Here is a 19432-nt window from a genome sequence, read left to right as displayed (position 1 = left end):
AGTCGGTTGCCTCACGTCGAGCGGCGCTGGGTCCGGAGTGGACGCGGCGGTGGCGCTGGTCGGCTGCTCGCACGAGCGGCGCGTTCGTCCCGACCTACCGGCCGAAGGGGCCCTTCGTACCCTCCTCGTTCCGCGACCTTGTGCCCGTGACCTTCCGATCGATCACCGGCTAGCGCTAGCATCGCCTCGTGGCGATGGATTGTTGCGGGCGAGACCTCGGGCCGGCGGTGGCGTTGTTCCGGTCGCTCGGTGACCCGACGCGGTTGGCGATCGTGCGGCGACTGGCCGAGGGTGAGGCCCGGGTGGTCGATCTGACTCGGGCGTTGGGGTTGGCGCAGTCGACGGTGTCGAAGCACCTGGCCTGTCTGCGGGACTGCCGGTTGATCGACTACCGCGCCGAGGGGCGGCAGTCGTTCTACTCGCTGACCCGGCCCGAGTTGATCGACCTGTTGCGCAGCGCGGAGGCGTTGCTGGTCGAGACGGGGGAGGCGGTCGCGCTCTGCCCCGTCTACGGCGAGCCCACCAGCGCCTCGGAGATCGCGGTGGCGGACACGGCTGAGGCGGTGTCGTGACCGTCCCGGCCGCGACGTCCGTCCGGAGGGACGTGCTGCGTCGACGGATCCGGTGGCTGGTCGCGGCAACGATCACCTACAACGTGATCGAGGCGGTCGTGGCGATCACCGCCGGGACGATCGCGGACTCCATCGCGCTGATCGGGTTCGGGCTGGACTCGGTGATCGAGGTCAGCTCCGCCGCGGCTGTGGCCTGGCAGTTCGCCGGCCCCGACCCGGAACGGCGGGAGAAAGTGGCGCTGCGGGTGATCGCGGGCTCGTTCTTCGCGCTCGCCGCCTACGTCACGGTCGAGGCGGTGCGCACCTTGATCGGTGCCGAGCGGCCCGAGCACTCGCTGGTGGGCATCGTGCTGGTCGCGATCAGTGTGGTCGTCATGCCGTTCCTGTCCTGGGCGCAACGCCGGGCCGGACGGGAGCTGGGCTCGGCCAGCGCGGTTGCGGACTCCAAGCAGACGCTGCTGTGCACCTATCTGTCCGCGGCGGTCCTGGTCGGGCTCGTGCTCAACTCCATGTTCGGCTGGTGGTGGGCCGACCCCGTGGTCGCGCTCGGCCTGGCCGTCGTGGCGGTCCGGGAAGGCCGCGAAGCACTGCGCGGCGAAACCTGCTGCTCGCCCGTCCGCCTCGATGAACGCGATGGCGGTGTGCGCAGCAATGGCGACTGCGGATGCCCTCCGGGCTGCACCGACACCTGCTGCACGGGGGAGACCCGATGAGCGCGGCGGGCTGGGCCTGGGTGGCCTTGTTGCTCTACCTGGCCGGCCTGGTGCTCGCGTTCGGGGTGCGGACCTGGCTGCAGATCCGCTGGACCGGCACGAGCGGGTTTCGGGGTATCTCCGGCCAGTCAGGATCGGCGGCCTGGTGGGGTGGCGTGCTGTTCCCCATCGCGCTCCTCCTCGGGCTCGCGGCACCCGTGCTGATGCTCACCGGCATCACCGCGCCGGTGCTGCCCGCGCACCCCGGGCTCGCCGCAGCCGGGATCATCGTGGGACTGGCCGGGCTGGTGGTCGTTCTGCTCGCCCAAGCCGCGATGGGCTCCTCCTGGCGGATCGGGGTCGACGACACCGAACGCACCGAGCTGATAACGAGCGGGTTGTTCCGCTCGATCCGCAACCCGATCTTCACCGGCATGGCCGCGGTCTGCGCCGGCGTCGCGCTGATGGCTCCCACCCTCGTCGCGGTGCTCGCCCTGGCCTGCCTCATCGCCGCGGTACAGATCCAGGTCCGTGTCGTCGAGGAGCCTTACCTGCGCCGCGTCCATGGCGACACCTACTCGCACTACGCGGCCGGGGCCGGCCGGTTCCTGCCCGGCCTGGGGCGTGCCCGGCCGGCCGACGCGAAGGCGCGAACAGACGCCGGTACGTGACGAGCACGGTGCCGTCGATCTCGGAACGGCGGCTCGTGCCGCCCAGCGGTCCGACGCAGCGGTGATTTGGAGGGGCGCGCCGCGTCACGGGGCCTGGTGGTGCACCGCCTCGACGTTGTTGCCGTCGAGATCCCTGACGAACACGCCGTAGTAGCCAGGGTGGTACTCCGGCCAGATCCTCGGCGCGTGCAGGATCTGGGCGCCGGCCGCCACAGCAGCCTGGTGCACGTCGTCGACCGCGTTGCGGCTGGGAGCGGTGAAGGCGAGATGCACCTCTCGGTCTGCGGAGGTGCCTGCGGGCCCGAGCCAGAACCGCGGCTGGCCGTCCGGTCCGCACAGCCCGACCACGGGCTGCCCCTCACGGTCGAACCGCATCGCCTCGCGGACGCCCACGGGTGCGAGAACCCGCAGGTAGAACGCCGCTGCGGCATTGACGTCGGTGACCTGGATCGAGACGTGGTCGAGCAACGGGGCCTCCCGGGAGTGAGTCACGAGGAGGGCACGGTAGCGACGGGCACCGACAAAAGCGCAGATCCGGCGATCGTGCCAGTCAGGTGGCGTTGCGCGCTCTGGCCGCGGCCCGGCCTCGGCTCCGCTGCGCGCACCAACCCGCGACACTGCGCCACGCCGCCGCGGCATCGCCTCGTGGGAGCGGCGGCCGTGAGCCGTCGCGCACCGAGCACGCCCCACCAGGTGCCGACGCCCGTGGTGCGGGTCGTGCGCAGAGAAACAGGCCCCGTGCCGGTCGGCCCGCGGAGCGTTCGAGCCGGACCTCAGTTCGCCCGGGCGGCGGCGGTGTGGGCGTCGACGGCGTCACGCCCGGCCTCGTAGCGCGCCGCGCGGATCAGCTCCTCCACAGCCGCCCGCTGCACGCGGAACGACCGGCCGAAACGTACGGCCGGTAGCTCTCCGCTGTGCACGAGCCGGTACACGGTCATCTTCGACACCCGCATGCGCTGGGCGATCTCGGCCACGGTGAGGAACGGCGCCCCCATCAGATCTGGGTGTCGCATTCCGTCAGCAGCCATCGTGCGCATCCTCCTTCGTGGCCCCCGAACGGGGGCAGTTGATCGCAATGAGATGGACACTAACGGACGGTTGCAACACTTTCGGGTACGTCGAGGTTCACTGAAGAGTGGTCTTGAAAAAGTGGGGCGCGCTCGCGGCGGGCATGTGGCCGGCCGGGCGTCGTCGCGCACCGTGACGCCAAGACGCCTATCGTCGCGGGCGTGATCCCCGACGATGAACCGGACGGTGACTGGACCGCTCCGGGAGTGTTCCGCTGCGCCCCCGGTGTCTACCGCATCCCGTTGCCGCTCCCGAACGACGGGCTCCGGGCCGTCAATATCTATGCCGTGGCGGACGGCGACGGGTGGACGCTCATCGACTCGGGATGGGCGCTGGCTCAGGCAGATGATCTTCTGCGGGGCGCGCTCGCCCAGCTGGGCTCCGGGCTGGGCGATGTCCGCCGGTTCCTGGTCACCCACGTCCACCGTGACCACTACACCCAGGCCGTCGTGCTGCGGCGGGAGTTCGGCATGCGGGTGGCGCTGGGGCGGGGGGAGCAGCCCGCCCTCGAGGTGATCAACGGGCCCGATCGGCAAGGCCCGGCCCACCTGGGGCGATTGCGTCGCGCCGGCGGCCAGGCCCTGCTCCCACGGATCGCCGCGCAGGGGGAGGCGCCCCACGACAGCACGGTGTGGGAGTTCCCCGACGACTGGATCGAGGACGGCGCGGAGTTCGTGCTGGACGCCGCCGCGGGCGGGGAACGGGTGCTGCAGGCGCTCGCGACTCCCGGGCACACGCAGGGTCACGTGGTCTTCGCGGACCAGGGTGGCGGTCTGCTGTTCTCCGGCGACCACGTGCTGCCGCGTATCACGCCCTCGATCGGGTTCGAGGCGGTGACCTCGCCCCGTCCGCTGGCCGACTTCATCGCCTCGCTCGAGCTCGTACGGGCCCGTCCGGATGCGGCGATGCTCCCGGCGCACGGTCCGGTCGGCATGCGCGTGCACGAGCGGGTCGACGAACTGCTCGCTCACCACGGCAAGCGACTCGACGCGACCCTCAGTGCCGTGCAGGACGGGCGCTCCACGGCGTACGAGGTGGCGGCGGCGCTGCCCTGGACCCGTCGTGACCGGCGCCTGGACGAGCTCGACCCGTTCAACGCCATGCTCGCGACGCTGGAGACCTCGGTCCACCTCGATCTGCTGGCCGAGCGCGGGCTTGTGACAGCCGGCGAGGAGAACGGCATCGCTCACTACACAACGTGATAACAATTCACTCTTTGTAGAACCCGGCGAGCACAGCGAAATGCGCCGGTCGTACGCTTCGCGCCGTGCAGGCGTTGGGTGGGCCGGGTCGGGGCCTCGTGCGTGCGGGGCTCGCCCTCGCTGCGTGTGTGCTCGCCGTGTCCGCCGTCGTCGTGGCCACCGAAGGGGGCACCTTCCCCGGTGGCCCCGGCCCCAGCGTCACGCTCGCCCCGACGGCTGCCGTCGGGTGCGATGCCGCCGGCCCCTACACCCCGCCGGAGCGGGGCAGTGTCGGTCTTCCCGCCGGGATCGGCGAACTCTGTTCGGGTGGTTCGATCACGCTGTCCGTCGCCGGTGCGGTGTTGGACGGATGGGACGTGCGCGGCGGGATCGTGGTGGACGCCCCCGACGTGGTGGTGCGCCGTAGTCGGGTTACCGGCGATGGCGCCACTCCCTACGGGATCGTCACCACGGCGGCGGGCTCGGTGCGTATCGAGGACGTGACGCTTACCGGTGACTTCCCCGAAGCGGCAATAGGCGGCGACCGGTGGAGCGGTGAACGGATCGAAATCGTCGGTGTAACGCATGACGGCGCCCGGCTCGGCGAAGGGGCGCGGCTACGCAATAGCAACGTGCACGACTTCGCGCCGGCAACCGGTGGCGACGCCCACGCGCTGGTGCTCCGGGGAACGGGCAGCAATGTCCTCGTCGAGGACAACAGGATCGAACTCGGTGATGGTCCCGGACGGGCGAGTGCGGTGCTGCTGGCGCCCGACAAGGCGGGTCCGCGTGCCGACGGCCCCGTGGTGATCAGGGGAAACGTCCTCGGTGGCGGCCGCTACACGGTGCAGCAGGATTCGCCGGCCGCGGTGATGACCGATGTGGTCATCACCGGCAATCGATTCCGCCGTGGAGCCGGCGACATTCCCCTTCGAGTGTCACGCCGAGCGGTTCTCGAGGACAACATGTACCTCGATGGTGGGCCTCTTCCGCAGCGATGAGTTACCACACGGGGGTAATTCGATAGCGCAGCGTCACGGATCTGTCGCTCGTCGCACGACACGCCCACCCGTCGCGGCGTGCTGGCCGTGTCGTCGCAGGTTCGTGCAGACTGATCACCACAACAAAACCGGGAACGATCCGGTTGTATGAGCGGGCTGCCACGGCGCGAGGACGTAGGGGAAGACGATCCTCGTCGACGTTGGAGGTCTGCAGTGAACGCACGCGGCGTGGTCTTCGTCCACTCGTCGCCGACTGCGGTTTGTCCGCACGTCGAGTGGGCGATATCAGGCGTGCTCGGGACGAAGGTGTCCCTGCAGTGGGCTACCCAACCGGCGGTGCCCGGTCAGATGCGGGCGGAATGCAGCTGGACGGGTCCGGCCGGCTGTGGTGGCGCGATTGCGGGCGCGTTGCGTGCCTGGCCGATGCTTCGGTTCGAGGTGACCGAGGAGCCGAGTCCCGGCGTGGACGGCGAACGGTTCTGTCATGTCCCCACGCTCGGTCTGTGGTCCGGGCGGACGAGCGCCAACGGCGACATCGTGGTGGCGGAGGACCGGCTGCGGGCCCTTCTCGCCGAGGTGCCGGCGAGCCAGCTGCCCACCCGGATGCACGACCTGCTCGGCTCGGCGTGGGACGACGCCCTGGAGCCGTTCCGGTTCGCCGGTGACGGCGCTCCGGTCACCTGGCTGCACCAGGTGGGGTGAAGCGGGAGAAGAGCGTTGCCGTCGCCTCGGGCGGGGCAACGCTCTCGCTCACGCTCCGGTGAAGACGACGGCGGCGTTGTGGCCGCCGAACCCGAACGAGTCGCACACGGCGGCTTCGAGTTCGACCTTGCGCGGCTCACCCGCCACGACGTCGAGCTCGACACCCGGGTCGAGATTCTCGAGGTTCAGCGTCGCAGGGATCACGCCTTCCTTGACCGAGAGCAGCGTGATGATGCTCTCCACGGCCCCGGCTGCACCCACCATGTGACCCAGCGCGGACTTCGGTGCGGTGAGCACCGGGTGGTCGCCCAGGGCCTTGCGCACCGCTCGCGTCTCACCCACGTCGCCGGCCACTGTGGACGTGGCGTGGCAGTTGACGTGGCCGACGTCGATCGCCTCCAGCCCGGCGTCGCGCACCGCCTTGGCGATGGCCCGCGACTGCCCGATGCCCTCCGGCTCCGGGCCGGTGATGTGGTAGGCGTCGGAGGTGAGTCCGGCACCGGCGAGCCTGCCGTGCACCGTGGCCCCGCGCGCCGCTGCGAAGTCGGCGCGTTCGAGCACCATGATCCCGGCGCCCTCGCCGAGCACGAACCCGTCGCGGTCGACGTCGAACGGGCGCGAGGCCCGCTCCGGCTCGTCGTTGCGCTGCGAGAGCGTGCGGGCCTGCACGAAGCCGGCCACGGTGATGCCGGTGATGCAGGCTTCCGCACCGCCGGCGATGACCACGTCGACCTCGCCGCCACGCAGCAGCCGCAGCGCCCACGCGAGTGCCTCGGCGCCGGAGGCGCACGCCGAGACGGGAGCGTGGACGCCGCCCTGTGCGCCGTACTCGATGCCGATCCAGGCCGCGGGGCCGTTCGGCATCAGCATCGGCACGGTGAGCGGTGAGACCTTGCGCAGCCCGCTGTTCTCCAGCAGGTCGTCCTGGTCGAGCAGCGTGACCGCGCCGCCGATGCCGGTGGCGACCACGACGGCGAGCCGCTCGGGGTCCACCTGCATGTTGTCGCGGTCGCCGAGACCGGCCTGGGCCCATGCCTCCTTGGCCGCGACCAGCGCGACCTGCTCGCACCGGTCGAGCCTGCGCGCCTGGACACGGGGGAGCACCTCGGTGGGTGCCACCGCCAGCGGCGCCGCGATCTTCACAGGCAGCTGGTGGCGCTCCACCCACTCGTGGTCGGCGTCGTCGATGCGCCGGACGCCGGACCGGCCGGCGAGCAGCGCCTCCCACGTCGACGCGACGTCACCGCCGAGCGGGGTCGTCGCGCCGAGCCCGGTGACGACGACGTCGGGACCTGTGCTCATGCTGCCTCCGCAGGAACGGCCGCGTACAGGTGCCTCACTGGTTCTTCGCGATGTAGTCCACCGCGTCGCCGACCGTCTTCAGCTCGGCCAGCTGGTCGTCGGGGATCTTCACGCCGAACTTGTCCTCGGCCTGCACCGCGATCTCGACCATCGACAGCGAGTCGATGTCGAGGTCGTCGACGAAGGACTTCTCGACGGTCACCTCGGCGGGGTCGATACCTGCGACCTCCTCGACGATCTCGGCGAAGCCGCTGAGGATCTCGGTGTTGTCAGCCACGGTGGTTCTCCTTCTGGTGGGAACTGGAGTCGTCGGATCGGAGGTCAGGGACAGACGACGACCTGGCCGGCGTAGGACAGGCCCGCGCCGAAGCCTACGAGGAGCACGGTGTCGCCCGAACGCAGCCGCCCGTCGGTGCGCATGTGGTCCAGCGCGAGAGGGATGGACGCCGACGAAGTATTGCCGGAGTACCGGATGTCGTCGGCCACCACCATGTCATCGCGGGCGCCCTTGGCGCGCAGCCGCTTGGCCACCGCGTCGACGATGCGGAGGTTGGCCTGGTGCGGCACGAAGACGTCGATGTCGGCCGGGGTGAGCCCCGCGAGCTCGATCGCCCGCAGCGCCACCGGTGCGATCTTGGTGGTTGCCCACCGGAAGACCGCCTGGCCCTCCTGGGCGAGCGCGTTGTTGTCCGGCCTGATGTGGATCGTCTGGGACATGTCACCGGCGCTGCCCCAGGCGAGCGGCCCGACGCCCACGGAGGCCTCGTCGGAGGCCGGTCCGAGGACCGCCGCGCCCGCCCCGTCGGCGAAGATGATCGCCGTCGAGCGGTCGGTCCAGTCGAGCCAGTCGGACAGCTTCTCCGCCCCGATCACGAGCACGTTGCGTGCGCTGCCGCCGCGCACGAGATCGGCCGCCGTGCCCATCCCGAAGCAGAACCCCGCACATGCGGCGTTGATGTCGAAGGCTCCCGGTGCAGGGATGCCGATGCGGTCGGCGGTCTGCGCGGCGGCGTTGGGGATCGGGGTGGGCATGGTGCAGGTGGCGACGATGACCGTGTCGATCTCGTTGGGCGTCAGCCCCGAGTCCTTGACGGCGCGGGCCCCGGCCTCGGCGGCCATGTCGACCAGGAGTGCGCCCTCTTCCGCGATGCGGCGGCTCTCGATGCCCACCCGCTCGCGGATCCACTGGTCGTTGGTGTCCATCCGCTGGGCCAGGTCGTCGTTGGTGACGACGTTGTCGGGCTGGACGCTGCCCAGCCCGAGGATCCGGGCGCCCGCTGTGGTGGATGCCAGTTTCAGCTTCGTCACTTTTCTGCCCCCGCGTGCTCGGTGATCAGGTCGACGGCCGCCTGGAGGTCGTCCGGAGTCTTGAGGGCCACGGTCGCGGTGCCCTTGAGGTCGCGCTTGACCAGCCCGACGAGCGCACCCGCCGGCGGCAGCTCGATCACGGCGGTGACGCCCAGCTCCTGCAAGGTGGTCATGCACGAATCCCAGCGCACCGGCCGCGTGACCTGGGCGACCAGCCTACGCAGCGCCTCTGCCCCGGTGGTGAGGACCGTGCCGTCGGCGTTGGACAGCAGGGGGCGGATGGGGTCGGCGGGGGAGACCTCGGCCGCGTGGGAGCGCATCGTCTCCTCGGCAGGCGCCATGAACCGGGTGTGGAAGGCCCCGGCCACGGCCAGGGGCTTCACGCGGGCCCGTTCCGGCGGGTTCTCGGCGAGCGCGGCCAGCGCTGCGACGGGGCCGGCCGCGACGATCTGCCCCGCGCCGTTGCGGTTGGCCGGGTCGAGGCCGAGCTCGTCGAGCAGGGCGAGCACCTCGTCGGGTTTCCCACCCAGCACCGCACTCATGCCCGTGGGTTCGAGCGCGCAGGCGGCGGCCATGGCGCGCCCGCGCACGGCGGCGAGCGCGACGGCGGCGTCCGCGGTGAGCACGCCGGCCACGGCGGCTGCGGCGAGCTCGCCGACGGAGTGACCGGCGGCGGGCGCGGCGGCGGGCAGGTCCGCGCGCCCGGCGAGCCGGGTGGCGGCGAGCAGCGCAGCGGCGACGACCAGCGGCTGGGTGACGGCCGTGTCCTTGATCTCCTCGGCGTCGGCGTCCGTGCCGAGATGGCCGAGGTCGAGGCCGGTGGTGGCGGACCATCCGGCGAGCGTCTCCGCTGCCGTTGGATCATCCAGCCAGGGGGCGAGCATGCCAGGAGTCTGGGACCCCTGACCAGGAGCGAGCAACGCGATCACGAGAACCAGAGAACACCGGAGGCGGACGCCGCGGGGATACCGGCACGCACCAACTCCGGCCCCGGGATTTGGAGGTTTCCTCCAAGGCAGCTCTGGTCACTCGTCGGGTAAGCCACCGCCCATGCCCTTTGCGTTGTAGGCGTTGCGCACCTCACGCCGATGCCCCCGGATCTCGCCCGAGGGTCAGCCTCGCCGCGATGACGGCAGTGCGCAGTACCAGTGCATCGCGCGGGTCGAACGGGCTGCGGCCGGTGAGGTCGCAGACGCGGCGCAGCCGGTAGCGCACGGTGTTGGGATGGACGAAAAGCGCTCTCGCGCAGGCCTCGAGCGCCCCGCCGCCCTCCAGGTAGGTGGCGAGCGTGTGCAGAAGCTCGCCGCCCGCCGTCTCGAGCGGGATGACGATCGACTCGACGAGCCTGCGGTGGGCCGCCGTGTCGCCTCCCAGCGCGCGCTCTGGCAGCAGATCGTCGGCGGCGACGGGGCGCGGGGCATCGGGCCATCCCGGTGCCGCGCGCAGCGCCGAGAGCGCGTCGCGGGCGCTGCAGTGGGCGGTGGCGAGCTCACCGGCCACCGGGCCGACCACCACCGGCCCCGCCCCGAAGGCGTCGACGAGGCCGCCGATGTCCTCGCCGGTGTCGCTTCCCGGTCCGCTCCCGGCGGGCGGCTCGGACAGCAGCAGGATCAACCTGCTGCCCTGCACCCCCACGAGCACCGAGCGGCCGGCCCTGGCTGCCTGACGGCGCAGCTCACCGAGGCGCTCGGCGGCCGTGTCGGGGGCCGGGCTGCCGGCCACCACCCGGACCGCTGCGTCCGGGTCCCAGCCCAGCGTGGAGGCCCGGGAGACGAGCGCGTCGTCCGCTCCGCCCTCGGCGTCGGGGCCGCGCACCACGGCGTCGACGACGAGCGCCTCGAGCCGGGCGTCCCATGCGCCGCGGGTCTCGGCCGCGCCCGCGTACACCGTTGCCGCGGCGAAGGCGATGTCGCGACCGAAGCGCAGGACGCCCTCGACGAGGGCGTGCCGTTCGTCCTCGTCGGCGGCGAGCGGCGGGAGGTGCCGCTCGAAGACATCCGTGGCGATGCGGACCAGGTCGACGGTCTGGCGCAGGCTCAGCCGCCGGGCGAGGTCTCGCGGGGCGATGCGGAAGGCTTCGGCGGTGAGCCGGATCGACTGCCCCCGCTCGCCGAGCCATGCGACGAAGTTGGCCACGCCGGTCTGGGTGACCAGTAGCACTGCCGAGCGCTGTTCGGCCGGCAGCCGGGCGAACCACGGCTGGTGCTCCTCCATCGCGACCAGGCACGCGAGCGCGAGGTCACCGGCGGCGAGTTCGAGTTTGCGCAGCGTGGCCGGGGAGACGGCGGCCGATCCGGACCGCGCCGCCTCCGTGCTCGCTCCGACGCGTGCCACGCTCGGCAGCATCGCACGCCGGCAGGAACACCGTGGGACCGACGGGCGTTGGCGCAGGCGTTCCGCGGACAGGAGGCTCGGATGGGCACGCCCCTCGCCCCGTCGGTGGAGGTGCGGCGGGCAGGTGACCGGATGCGCACCCGCACCGCGTGGCTCGACTCGCGCCACAGCTTCTCCTACGGCGCCCATTACGACCCGGCCAACACGCACTTCGGCCTGCTGATGGCGAACAACCAGGACGTGCTGGCGCCCGGCGGCGGTTTCGAGCCGCATCCGCACCGGGACATGGAGATCGTCACGTGGGTGCTCGAGGGCGCGCTCCTGCACGAGGACGACGCCGGGCACTCCGCGGTGATCCGTCCGGGCACGGCGCAGCGGATGAGTGCAGGTTCTGGGGTCGTCCACTCCGAGCGCAACGCCGAGGGATCCCACGAGGTGCACCTCGTGCAGATGTGGGTGCTCCCGGACTCTGCGGGCTCGCCGGGGTACGAACAGCTCGACATCGGCGCCGCGCTCGAGACGGGTGAGTTGCTCGTCGTGGCGTCGGGGATGCGGAAGCACGCGCGGGACCGCGCGGTCTCCCTCCGGCAGGAGCACGCGGCGCTCCATGCCGCCCGCCTGCGCCCGGGTGTGCTGGTGATGGTGCCGACAGCACCACTTGTGCATGTGTTCGTGACACGCGGAGTGGTCCAGCTGGAAGCAGCAGGCGAACTCTCGGCTGGGGACGCAGCGCGTATTACTGTCGGTGACGGGCAACATATTGTGGCTGGTCCGGGCGGGGCAGAGGTGCTCCTTTGGGAGATGCGCACAGGCTTGGGGTGACTGTCCGTATCACTTTTTCCGGCGCCGCGCACGGTTGTTCGACGCCCGTTCGGCGACGGTCCATTGCCGTGGCCAGACGTTCTCACAAGCATTAAGGATGTCCTCAGCTTCACCGACGTCGGATCGAGCACCCGGAGGAGGGTGACCGGATGACCGTTGGCAACGGCAGCCCGCGGCAGCGCTATCGAGACCAGGTGCGCGCCGAGATCAAGCAGGCCGCACTGGCCCAGATGTGCATCGGCGGGCCCGCAGCGCTCAGTCTCAACGCCGTTGCGAAGGAGCTGGGTGTCACCGGCCCTGCTCTCTACAAGTACTTCCGCAGCCGGGACGACCTGCTGACAGAACTGGTGTTCGACTGTTACGCCGAAGCTGCGGCCGCGGTGCACGCCGAGGCGGAGCTCATCACGGCGCTGCCCGCGCGGGAGCGTCTGCACCGCCTCGCCGAGGCCTACCGGAAGTGGGCCGTCGCCGCTCCGCACCTGTACCAGCTGCTGACGGTGATGCCCCGGCCCACGATCGATTCTCCTCCGGAGACGCTCGACCGGGCCAAGGCCGTGCTCGGCCCGTTCCTCCCCGCGCTCGGCGAGGGACAGACCTGGCCCGCCGCCACGGAGCTCAGGCAACAGGTGCAGGGCTGGGTCGACGGAAATGAGCAGGTGGGCGACTGGGTGCGGGCGTACGCGCCCGAAGCGGACCCCGCCACGGCGCTCACCGGGGCACTCATCGTGTGGGTGCGCCTGCACGGTGTTGTGAACCTGGAGGTCCAGGGCAAGTTCGTCGGCATGGGTCACCAGGCCTCCACGCTGCTGAGCGTGGAGATGGACGCGTTGGCCGACCTGATGGGGCTCCCCGCGTCCTGACCCTGCGTGAGCGACCCGTGCCGGCACGGCCGCTTGACCCCACCCGGTCGTGTAACCGCGTGGGCACACCGCTACCGTCTGACACGCAACGGCACGCGCGACAGCGGATCGTGACCCCCGTCCGGGGGAACACGGGCAGTCGCGTGCCCACGAAAGGCGCGCATGGCGCCGGATGTGGGGTGGGCCGAGATGCCGTGAACCCGATCGAGGGCGAGGCGATCCGCCGCAGGCCGTGCGATGGCCAACGGATGTCGGTCAACGCCTCCGGTCCGATGACGTGCTGTGGGCCGGAGCGCGTGGGGTGGGGCGCAGGAGCGCCGCGGGAGCTACCGGATCTGATCCGGCAGCTCGGTCTCAGCCGAGCGGAGTGACCTTGGTTGCCTGCGGACCCTTCTGGCCCTGCTCGATGTCGAACGACACCCGCTGGCCCTCGTCGAGGCTCTTGTAACCGTTGGTCTGGATCGCTGAGTAGTGCACGAACACGTCCGCGCCACCACCGTCAGGAGCGAGGAAGCCATAGCCCTTCTCGCTGTTGAACCACTTGACGGTGCCCTCTGCCATTCTTGCTCTCCTCGTACCTGGTGCTGGGGCACTCGCCCCCAGCATCGCGCCGCCTGGCCGCTACGGTCCGCGCCCGGGTCGGGACGCCGTTCCCGATCACGCGGGCTCGGCATCGCGCGGAGCGTATCGTGTTCCGGCCCCGCTGCCGAGAGCCAATGACCTGTGTGTTTGTCATGGCGCCGCAGGTGAGGCGCCGTCCGGGTGGTGCGTCGGGGGAGAGTGACGCAAGCGGGCGGCCGGCTCGCACGCCCTCGGCGACGGGCCGTTCACGCAGTGTCGACGGTGCCGCCGAGGGCGTCCTGCCCCGAGGCGTGCATCACACCTCGGGGCAGGACGTCGTTCAGGCGACGCCGCTGTCGGTGGTCTGCGGCCCCGCGGCCTGCGGGTCGTCGAGCCGGTACTTGGCCGCCGCCTCGGCCACCTGCCCGCGGTCGAACTCCCCGCGCTCGGCGAGTGCCTCGAGTGCGGCCACGGTGATCGACTCGGCGTCGACGTTGAAGTGCCGCCGCACCGCCGGACGGGTGTCGGACAGCCCGAACCCGTCGGTGCCGAGCGTGGTGAACGGCGCCGGTACCCACTGTCGGATCAGGTCGGGCACTGCCCGCATCCAGTCCGACACCGCCACCACGGGTGTGCCGCTGTCGCCGAGCGCCCGCGTGACGTACGGCACATGCTTCGTCTCCTCAGGGTTGACGAGGTTGTGCCGCTCGGCCTCGACCCCGTCGCGACGTAGCTCGCCCCATGAGGTGACCGACCAGACCTCGGCGCCGACTCCCCACTGCTCCGCGAGCATGTCGCGGGCCTGGAGAGCCCACGGCACGGCCACGCCGGACGCGAGCAGTCGCACCTGCGGACCCTCCGCCCGCGCGCTGCCCACGTAGCGGTAGATCCCACGCAGCACGCCGTCGACGTCCAGGTCCTGCGGCTCGGCCGGCTGCACGTAGGGCTCGTTGTAGACCGTCAGGTAGTAGATGACGTTCTCGCCCCCGAGGGTGGCCTCGTCGTCGGGGGCGCCCTCCCCGTACATGCGCCGGAGCCCGTCCTTGACGATGTGCGCCACCTCGTAGGAGAACGCCGGGTCGTACGCCAGGACGGCCGGGTTGGTGGCCGCGAGCAGCAGCGAGTGGCCGTCGTTGTGCTGCAGGCCCTCACCGGTCAGCGTGGTGCGTCCGGCCGTGGCCCCGACGAGGAACCCGCGGGCCATCTGGTCCGCCGCGGCCCAGATCGAGTCGCCGGTGCGCTGGAAGCCGAACATCGAGTAGAAGACGTAGATCGGGATCATCGGCTGCCCGTGCGTGGCGTACGACGTGCCGGCCGCCGTGAACGAGCCCACGGACCCCGCCTCGTTGATGCCCTCGTGCAGCAGTTGGCCCTGCTCGGACTCGCGGTAGGCGAGCATGAGCGAGGCGTCCACCGAGGTGTACTGCTGCCCGTTCGGGTTGTAGATCTTCTGCGTCGGGAACATCGAGTCCATCCCGAACGTGCGTGCCTCGTCGGGGATGATCGGGACGAACCGGGCGCCCATCTCCTTGTCCTTGACGAGCTCGCGTACCAGCCGGACGAACGCCATGGTGGTGGCGACCTCCTGCTTGCCCGAGCCCTTGCGGACCACGTCGTAGACCTTGTCGCCGGGCAGCACGAGCGGCTTCGCCGTGACGCGGCGCGACGGCAGGTTGCCGCCGAGCACCCGGCGGCGCTCACGCAGGTACTGGATGGCCGGGTCGTCGTCGCCGGGGTGGTAGTACGGCGGCAGGTACGGGTTCTGCTCCAGCGCCTTGTCCGAGATCGGGATGCGCTGGGAGTCGCGGAAGTTCTTCAGGTCGTCGAGCGAGAGCTTCTTCATCTGGTGCGTGGCGTTGCGCCCCGCGAAGTGCGAGCCCAGGCCGTAACCCTTGATCGTCTTCGCCAGGATGACCGTGGGCTGCCCGTTGTGCTCCAGCGCTGCCGCGTAGGCCGCGTACACCTTGCGGTAGTCGTGGCCGCCGCGCTTGAGGTTCCAGATCTCGGCGTCCGTCATGGGCTCGACCAGCGCCTTCGTGCGCGGGTCTCGGCCGAAGAAGTGGTCGCGGACGTACCCGCCGTCGTTGGCCTTGTAGGTCTGGTAATCCCCGTCCGGGGTGGTGTTCATCAGGTTGATGAGCGCGCCGTCACGGTCGGCGTGCAGCAGGGCGTCCCACTCACGACCCCAGATCACCTTGATGACGTTCCAGCCGGCGCCACGGAAGAACGACTCCAGCTCCTGGATGATCTTCCCGTTGCCCCGCACCGGCCCGTCGAGGCGCTGCAGGTTGGCGTTGACCACGAACGTCAGGTTGTCCAGGCCCTCGGTGGCGGCGATCTGGATGAGACCGCGTGACTCCGGCTCGTCCATCTCGCCGTCGCCGAGGAACGCCCAGACGTGCTGGTCGTCGGTGTTGGAGAAGCCGCGGTCGCCCAGGTAGCGGTTGAACCGCGCTTGCATGATCGCGTTCATCGGGCCGAGCCCCATCGAGACGGTGGGGAACTCCCAGAAGTCCGGCATCAGCCGGGGGTGCGGGTAGGACGGGAGGCCATGGCCCGGCCCGCCGTGCGACAGCTCCTGCCGGAACCCGTCGAGCCGATCCTCCGACAGCCGCCCCTCGAGGTACGCACGGGCATAGATACCGGGGGACGCATGGCCCTGGATGTAGATCTGGTCGCCCCCACCCGGGTGGTCTTTGCCACGGAAGAAGTGGTTGAAACCGACCTCGTAGAGCGTGGCCGAGGACGCGTAGGACGAGATGTGGCCGCCGACGGAGATGCCCGGCCGCTGCGCGCGGTGGACCGTCATGGCGGCGTTCCACCGGATCCAGCGCCGGTAGGTGCGCTCGACCTCCTCGTCGCCGGGGAACCACGGCTCGCGGTCGGTGGGGATCGTGTTGACGTAGTCGGTGCTGGTCAGCGAGGGGACGCCGACGTGGCGTTCCCGTGCTCGCTGGAGCATCCTGAGCATGAGGTAGCGCGCACGTTGCTGGCCCGCGGCATCAAGCACCGCGTCGAAGGAGTCCAGCCACTCCGCGGTCTCCTCGGGGTCGATGTCCGGCAGGTGCGCAGCGAGCCCATCGCGGATGACGTGGACCCGCCGCGGCTGCGTGGGATCATGGTTCGTGCTGTCGCTGGTCTGCCGGGTCAAGGGGTTCTCCCTGGTGGCTCGTGCCGAGTAGACGTCTGAGGTATCCCCTATCGTGCCCCTCGGCATGCGATCTCGTAACGAGTGGTTGCGCGTCGGTGAGTCGTCGTGTTCGGATTCCGCAACCCGATGAGCAGGCCCCGGGCTGTACGCCCGGGTGAGGCACGAGGAAAAGAGGTACACGCGTGGTCGCCGCGGATGATGCCGGACGTACGTCCGACATCGCGGGCAAGCTCGGCGTCGAGCCGGGCATGGTCGTCCAGGAACTCGGTTGGGACGAAGACGTCGACGAAGCGGTGCGTGATGCCGCCGAGGAGAGAGCCGGGGACGAACTGCTCGACGAGGACGCCGTCGAGGTGGTCGACCTCGTCCTCATGTGGTGGCGAGAGGGCGACGGCGACCTCGTCGACGCCCTGGTCGACGCCATCGGCCCCCTTGCCGACAACGGCGTGATCTGGGTGCTCACCCCGAAGACGGGGCGCCCCGGGCACGTCGATCCCAGCGAGATCGCCGAGGCTGCGCCCACGGCTGGGCTGGCGCAGACGTCCAACATCACGGTCAGCGAAGGCTGGACGGGCTCTCGGCTCGTGGCACCCAAGGCGGCGAAGACGCGGCGGTGACCCCACCGCGCAGACGTCTGCGGGCCGGTCACCACCGGTCATGCAGGCGGTCGCGCCACGAGCGCCCGTCCGGGTCGTAGACGAGGCGATAGACCGGCACGGCCCAGAGCTTCGTGCGGAGCGGCATGCGCTCGGGTTCGTGGCGGCGTAGGCGTCCGGGCGGGCGCGGTCCCACCCGCCCGTCCCTGTGCCATGCGTCCAGAGCGCCCGCAGCGGCGTTCACGGCGCGTACGGCGGCGTCGGGGTCCACGAGGTCCTCGTCGTCGCCTGGGGCGCGGTCGAGGTGCTCGCGCAGGAGCTCCAGCCGTAGGTTGCGGGCGAAGGCGCGAGCGCCGTCGCCGTGGCCACCCGGGTCGGTGGGCTCCCGCTCGTCGCGGGTCTCGTCGAGCACGGCCACGGAGAGTTCGCTGTCGTGGCTCCACGAGCGCCGGTTGAGGTTGGCGCTGCCCGCGCACGCCCAGGTGTCGTCGATGACGGCGACCTTGGCGTGGACGTACACGGGTGTGTCGTCGTGATTCTCGAGGTCGAACACGTGCACCCGGTCGGGGGCGGCCGCGCGGCAGACCTGGATCGCCTGGAGCCTGCCGACCAGGTTGGGCGGCAGCGCGAAGCGCCCGTCCACGTCCGGGTGGCGCGGCACGACCACCACGAGATGCAGCCCGGGACTGCGGCGCAGAGCGTCCGCGAGGAGCCGGGCGATGTGCGGGGACCACATGTACTGGTCCTCGAGGTAGACGAGCCGCTCCGCCCGTCTCAGGGCCTTTGCGTACCCCTGTGCCACCGACCGCTCCCCGCCGGGCGCGAACGGGTAGCGGGGGCGGCGCGCGGGGTAGGTCCGCAGGACCTGAACCAGCGCGTCCCCGGCAGGGTCGGGTGTGGGCGCCTCCCCGGGCAGGCGATCGGCCACCATGTCGGCCTTCGAGAGCGCGTCGCGCAGCCGGGCGGCGGGGTTGTGCGAGTCGAGCGGGGTCGGGTCCGTCCATCGTTCACGGAACAGCCCGTCGAGGGCCGCGACGGCCGGGCCGCGCACTTCGAACTGGACGTCGTGCCACGGCGGCCGCTCGCCGTAGGCGCGCGACATCGGAAGCGCCTGGGGGTCGCCGAGGTGGCGGGCGTCGTCGCGGCGGGAGTGGCAGAGGTCGATGCCGCCCGCGAACGCGACATCGCGCCCCGGGTCGTGCGGGTGGCGCAGCACCACGAGCTTCTGGTGGTGGGAGCCGGCGCGCCGCACCCGTTCGTCGAGCAGCACCTCACCGCCGGCGTCGTTCACCATGTCGCCGAGCCGGCGGTTCTCCTCCTCGCTGTAGGACAGGTCGTCGTTGTGCGAGCGCCACATCAGGCCCTTGACGACCACTCCTCGGCGCGCGGCGTCGCTGAAGAGCTCGCCGACCGTGGGATCGTCCAGGCAGAGACGCTCGTCGGCGTCGCCACGCCAGTCGGTGAAGAACAGGTGGTCGCCCCGCTGCATGGCGCGGACCTCGGCCACGAGACGGGCGAAGTACGCGGCACCGTGCACGAGCGGCACGACCCGGTTGCCGGCGGTCCACGCGGGCAACCGGTGGGCGGGATTGCCCCGCTCCGCGTCGGACAGGAACCAGTCCTCGGCGCGCACCGTCATCCCTGGACCGTCCGTACCGGGGAAGGCGCGGTCACGGCCGGGCGGGGCGGGACTAGGCTCGCCATGACCGCATCGTTCGAATCCGAGGAGACCAGCCCATGGCGCCCGAGGTCGGCACCGAGGCCCCTGACTTCAGCCTGAAGGACCAGAACAACCAGGAGGTCACGCTCTCGTCGTTCCGGGGGAAGCGCAACGTCCTGGTCGTCTTCTACCCCTTCGCGTTCTCCGGCATCTGCACGAGCGAGCTGTGCTCCGTCCGCGACGACCTCCCGAACTTCCAGAACGACGACGTGCAGATCCTGGCGATCTCCGTCGACCACCCGTTCACGCTCAAGGCGTGGTCGGATGCACAAGGTTACGACTTCCCGCTGCTGGCTGATTTCTGGCCGCACGGCGAGGTCGCCACGGCCTACGGCGTGTTCAACGACACGCGGGGGATGGCCCTGCGCGGCACGTTCCTCGTGGACAAGGACGGCATCGTCCGCTTCAGCGAGGTCAACCAGCCCGGTGACGCCCGCGACCAGGGGGGCTGGAAGAAGGCAGTGGCAGAGCTGGCCGCCTGACCTTCCCCGGTTCGATCAGCCCGGGTCACCCGGGCTCCCGGGCGCGTAGCTCAGCGGAAGAGCACTCGGCTTACACCCGAGCGGTCGCAGGTTCGAACCCTGCCGCGCCCACCAGCCTGACCAGGACGTCTGCAACCCGATCAAGGATGCCAGCGACGCGCTGACCGAGGGAGTTCCGTGGTGGATCTGCTTCCGGAATCCGAACGTCGCCGGTTCGCCACCGACGTCGTACGCGCCTTTGAGGCCTCTGCTGAGTCGGGCCGGTGGTCAGCGCTGGCGCAGGTGATCGTCGAGTGGAAGGCCACGGCCGCGATCTACGCCGATCCGGCGCTTGTCGAAGAGCTGAGCCGGCCACTCGACGGCGACTTCGGGCCGGTTCCGGCGCCGTAGAGATCCTGACGTTGCCATC

Annotated in this window: 21 protein-coding genes and 1 tRNA gene; 12 read left to right on the top strand and 10 right to left on the bottom strand. The window is 70.9% G+C overall.

Features of this window, described 5'->3' with window-relative positions; genetic code table 11:
- Positions 1-194 precede the first annotated feature (194 nt).
- Genes ABD743_RS27405 through ABD743_RS27395 form a run of 3 tightly spaced genes read left to right on the top strand, consistent with a single transcriptional unit; the run spans position 195 to position 1935 of the window.
- On the top strand, positions 195-572 hold the full coding sequence (locus ABD743_RS27405) for an ArsR/SmtB family transcription factor (RefSeq protein ID WP_344725422.1): 378 nt from the start codon (positions 195-197) through the stop codon (positions 570-572).
- Positions 569-1285: a cation diffusion facilitator family transporter gene (locus ABD743_RS27400; protein ID WP_344725229.1), complete on the top strand. Its 717-nt coding sequence runs from the start codon at positions 569-571 to the stop codon at positions 1283-1285. The genes ABD743_RS27405 and ABD743_RS27400 overlap by 4 nt, the downstream gene beginning before the upstream one ends.
- On the top strand, positions 1282-1935 hold the full coding sequence (locus ABD743_RS27395) for a methyltransferase family protein (RefSeq protein WP_344725228.1): 654 nt from the start codon (positions 1282-1284) through the stop codon (positions 1933-1935). The genes ABD743_RS27400 and ABD743_RS27395 overlap by 4 nt, the downstream gene beginning before the upstream one ends.
- An 84-nt stretch (positions 1936-2019) precedes the next feature.
- On the opposite strand, the gene ABD743_RS27390 is transcribed toward ABD743_RS27395, so the two are convergent.
- Together ABD743_RS27390 and ABD743_RS27385 are read right to left on the bottom strand one after the other, a co-directional pair.
- Entirely contained in the window at positions 2020-2427 is a 408-nt protein-coding gene (locus ABD743_RS27390; protein WP_344725227.1) for a VOC family protein, read from the bottom strand.
- A gap of 281 nt (positions 2428-2708) precedes the next feature.
- On the bottom strand, positions 2709-2963 hold the full coding sequence (locus ABD743_RS27385; protein ID WP_241042252.1) for a helix-turn-helix domain-containing protein: 255 nt from the start codon (positions 2961-2963) through the stop codon (positions 2709-2711).
- A gap of 201 nt (positions 2964-3164) precedes the next feature.
- Between ABD743_RS27385 and ABD743_RS27380 the strand changes: the two genes are divergently transcribed.
- The 3 genes from ABD743_RS27380 to ABD743_RS27370 all read left to right on the top strand — a co-directional run bounded on the left by ABD743_RS27380 (position 3165) and on the right by ABD743_RS27370 (position 5887).
- Complete coding sequence (locus ABD743_RS27380; RefSeq protein ID WP_344725226.1) at positions 3165-4205, top strand: MBL fold metallo-hydrolase; 1041 nt, start codon at positions 3165-3167, stop codon at positions 4203-4205.
- Positions 4206-4270: 65 nt separating this feature from the next.
- Positions 4271-5185: a right-handed parallel beta-helix repeat-containing protein gene (locus ABD743_RS27375; RefSeq protein ID WP_344725225.1), complete on the top strand. Its 915-nt coding sequence runs from the start codon at positions 4271-4273 to the stop codon at positions 5183-5185.
- Between the two features lie 213 nt (positions 5186-5398).
- Positions 5399-5887, top strand: a complete 489-nt coding sequence (locus ABD743_RS27370; protein WP_344725224.1) for a DUF3145 domain-containing protein — start codon at positions 5399-5401, stop codon at positions 5885-5887.
- Positions 5888-5935: 48 nt separating this feature from the next.
- Here the strand turns inward: ABD743_RS27370 and ABD743_RS27365 are convergent, their stop codons facing one another.
- The 5 genes from ABD743_RS27365 to ABD743_RS27345 form a co-directional block, all read right to left on the bottom strand.
- Positions 5936-7189, bottom strand: coding sequence for a beta-ketoacyl-[acyl-carrier-protein] synthase family protein (locus ABD743_RS27365; protein WP_344725223.1), 1254 nt, complete (start codon positions 7187-7189; stop codon positions 5936-5938).
- A 34-nt stretch (positions 7190-7223) separates the two neighbouring features.
- The gene (locus tag ABD743_RS27360; RefSeq protein WP_241042257.1) at positions 7224-7466 is read right to left on the bottom strand and encodes an acyl carrier protein; all 243 of its coding nucleotides are present in this window, start codon (positions 7464-7466) and stop codon (positions 7224-7226) included.
- A 44-nt stretch (positions 7467-7510) separates the two neighbouring features.
- On the bottom strand, positions 7511-8497 hold the full coding sequence (locus ABD743_RS27355) for a beta-ketoacyl-ACP synthase III (protein ID WP_344725222.1): 987 nt from the start codon (positions 8495-8497) through the stop codon (positions 7511-7513).
- On the bottom strand, positions 8494-9426 hold the full coding sequence (locus tag ABD743_RS27350) for an ACP S-malonyltransferase (protein WP_344725221.1): 933 nt from the start codon (positions 9424-9426) through the stop codon (positions 8494-8496). Before ABD743_RS27350 ends, ABD743_RS27355 begins: the two co-directional genes overlap by 4 nt.
- 151 nt (positions 9427-9577) lie before the next feature.
- Positions 9578-10831 carry a PucR family transcriptional regulator gene (locus tag ABD743_RS27345; protein WP_344725220.1) on the bottom strand — a complete coding sequence of 418 codons (1254 nt, stop codon included), beginning with the start codon at positions 10829-10831 and terminating at the stop codon, positions 9578-9580.
- An 81-nt stretch (positions 10832-10912) separates the two neighbouring features.
- Between ABD743_RS27345 and ABD743_RS27340 the strand changes: the two genes are divergently transcribed.
- Entirely contained in the window at positions 10913-11653 is a 741-nt protein-coding gene (locus ABD743_RS27340) for a pirin family protein (RefSeq protein ID WP_344725219.1), read from the top strand.
- A gap of 149 nt (positions 11654-11802) precedes the next feature.
- Entirely contained in the window at positions 11803-12513 is a 711-nt protein-coding gene (locus ABD743_RS27335; RefSeq protein ID WP_344725218.1) for a TetR/AcrR family transcriptional regulator, read from the top strand.
- Between the two features lie 354 nt (positions 12514-12867).
- Here ABD743_RS27335 and ABD743_RS27330 read toward each other — a convergent pair whose 3' ends face one another.
- Entirely contained in the window at positions 12868-13074 is a 207-nt protein-coding gene (locus ABD743_RS27330; protein ID WP_075941971.1) for a cold-shock protein, read from the bottom strand.
- 340 nt (positions 13075-13414) lie between these two features.
- Entirely contained in the window at positions 13415-16225 is a 2811-nt protein-coding gene (aceE, locus tag ABD743_RS27325; RefSeq protein WP_344725217.1) for a pyruvate dehydrogenase (acetyl-transferring), homodimeric type, read from the bottom strand.
- Between the two features lie 182 nt (positions 16226-16407).
- Here aceE and ABD743_RS27320 point away from each other — a divergent pair, with 182 nt between their 5' ends.
- A complete protein-coding gene (locus ABD743_RS27320) occupies positions 16408-16842 on the top strand; it encodes a DUF3052 domain-containing protein (protein WP_344725216.1) in 435 nt (144 codons plus the stop codon).
- Positions 16843-16870: 28 nt separating this feature from the next.
- Here the strand turns inward: ABD743_RS27320 and ABD743_RS27315 are convergent, their stop codons facing one another.
- The gene (locus tag ABD743_RS27315) at positions 16871-18460 is read right to left on the bottom strand and encodes a phospholipase D family protein (RefSeq protein WP_344725215.1); all 1590 of its coding nucleotides are present in this window, start codon (positions 18458-18460) and stop codon (positions 16871-16873) included.
- Positions 18461-18558: 98 nt separating this feature from the next.
- Here ABD743_RS27315 and ABD743_RS27310 point away from each other — a divergent pair, with 98 nt between their 5' ends.
- The 3 genes from ABD743_RS27310 to ABD743_RS27300 all read left to right on the top strand — a co-directional run bounded on the left by ABD743_RS27310 (position 18559) and on the right by ABD743_RS27300 (position 19413).
- Positions 18559-19023 (top strand): peroxiredoxin, encoded by a 465-nt coding sequence (locus ABD743_RS27310; protein ID WP_241042266.1) that lies wholly within the window; start codon positions 18559-18561, stop codon positions 19021-19023.
- 39 nt (positions 19024-19062) lie between these two features.
- Positions 19063-19137: transfer RNA gene (locus tag ABD743_RS27305), tRNA-Val, on the top strand.
- A 66-nt stretch (positions 19138-19203) separates the two neighbouring features.
- Positions 19204-19413, top strand: coding sequence for a hypothetical protein (locus ABD743_RS27300; protein ID WP_344725214.1), 210 nt, complete (start codon positions 19204-19206; stop codon positions 19411-19413).
- Positions 19414-19432: the final 19 nt, after the last annotated feature.

Origin of the sequence: Pseudonocardia yunnanensis, from assembly GCF_039534065.1 — a bacterium.
GTDB lineage: Bacteria > Actinomycetota > Actinomycetes > Mycobacteriales > Pseudonocardiaceae > Pseudonocardia > Pseudonocardia yunnanensis.
This window is presented reverse-complemented; position numbering and strand designations above follow the sequence as displayed.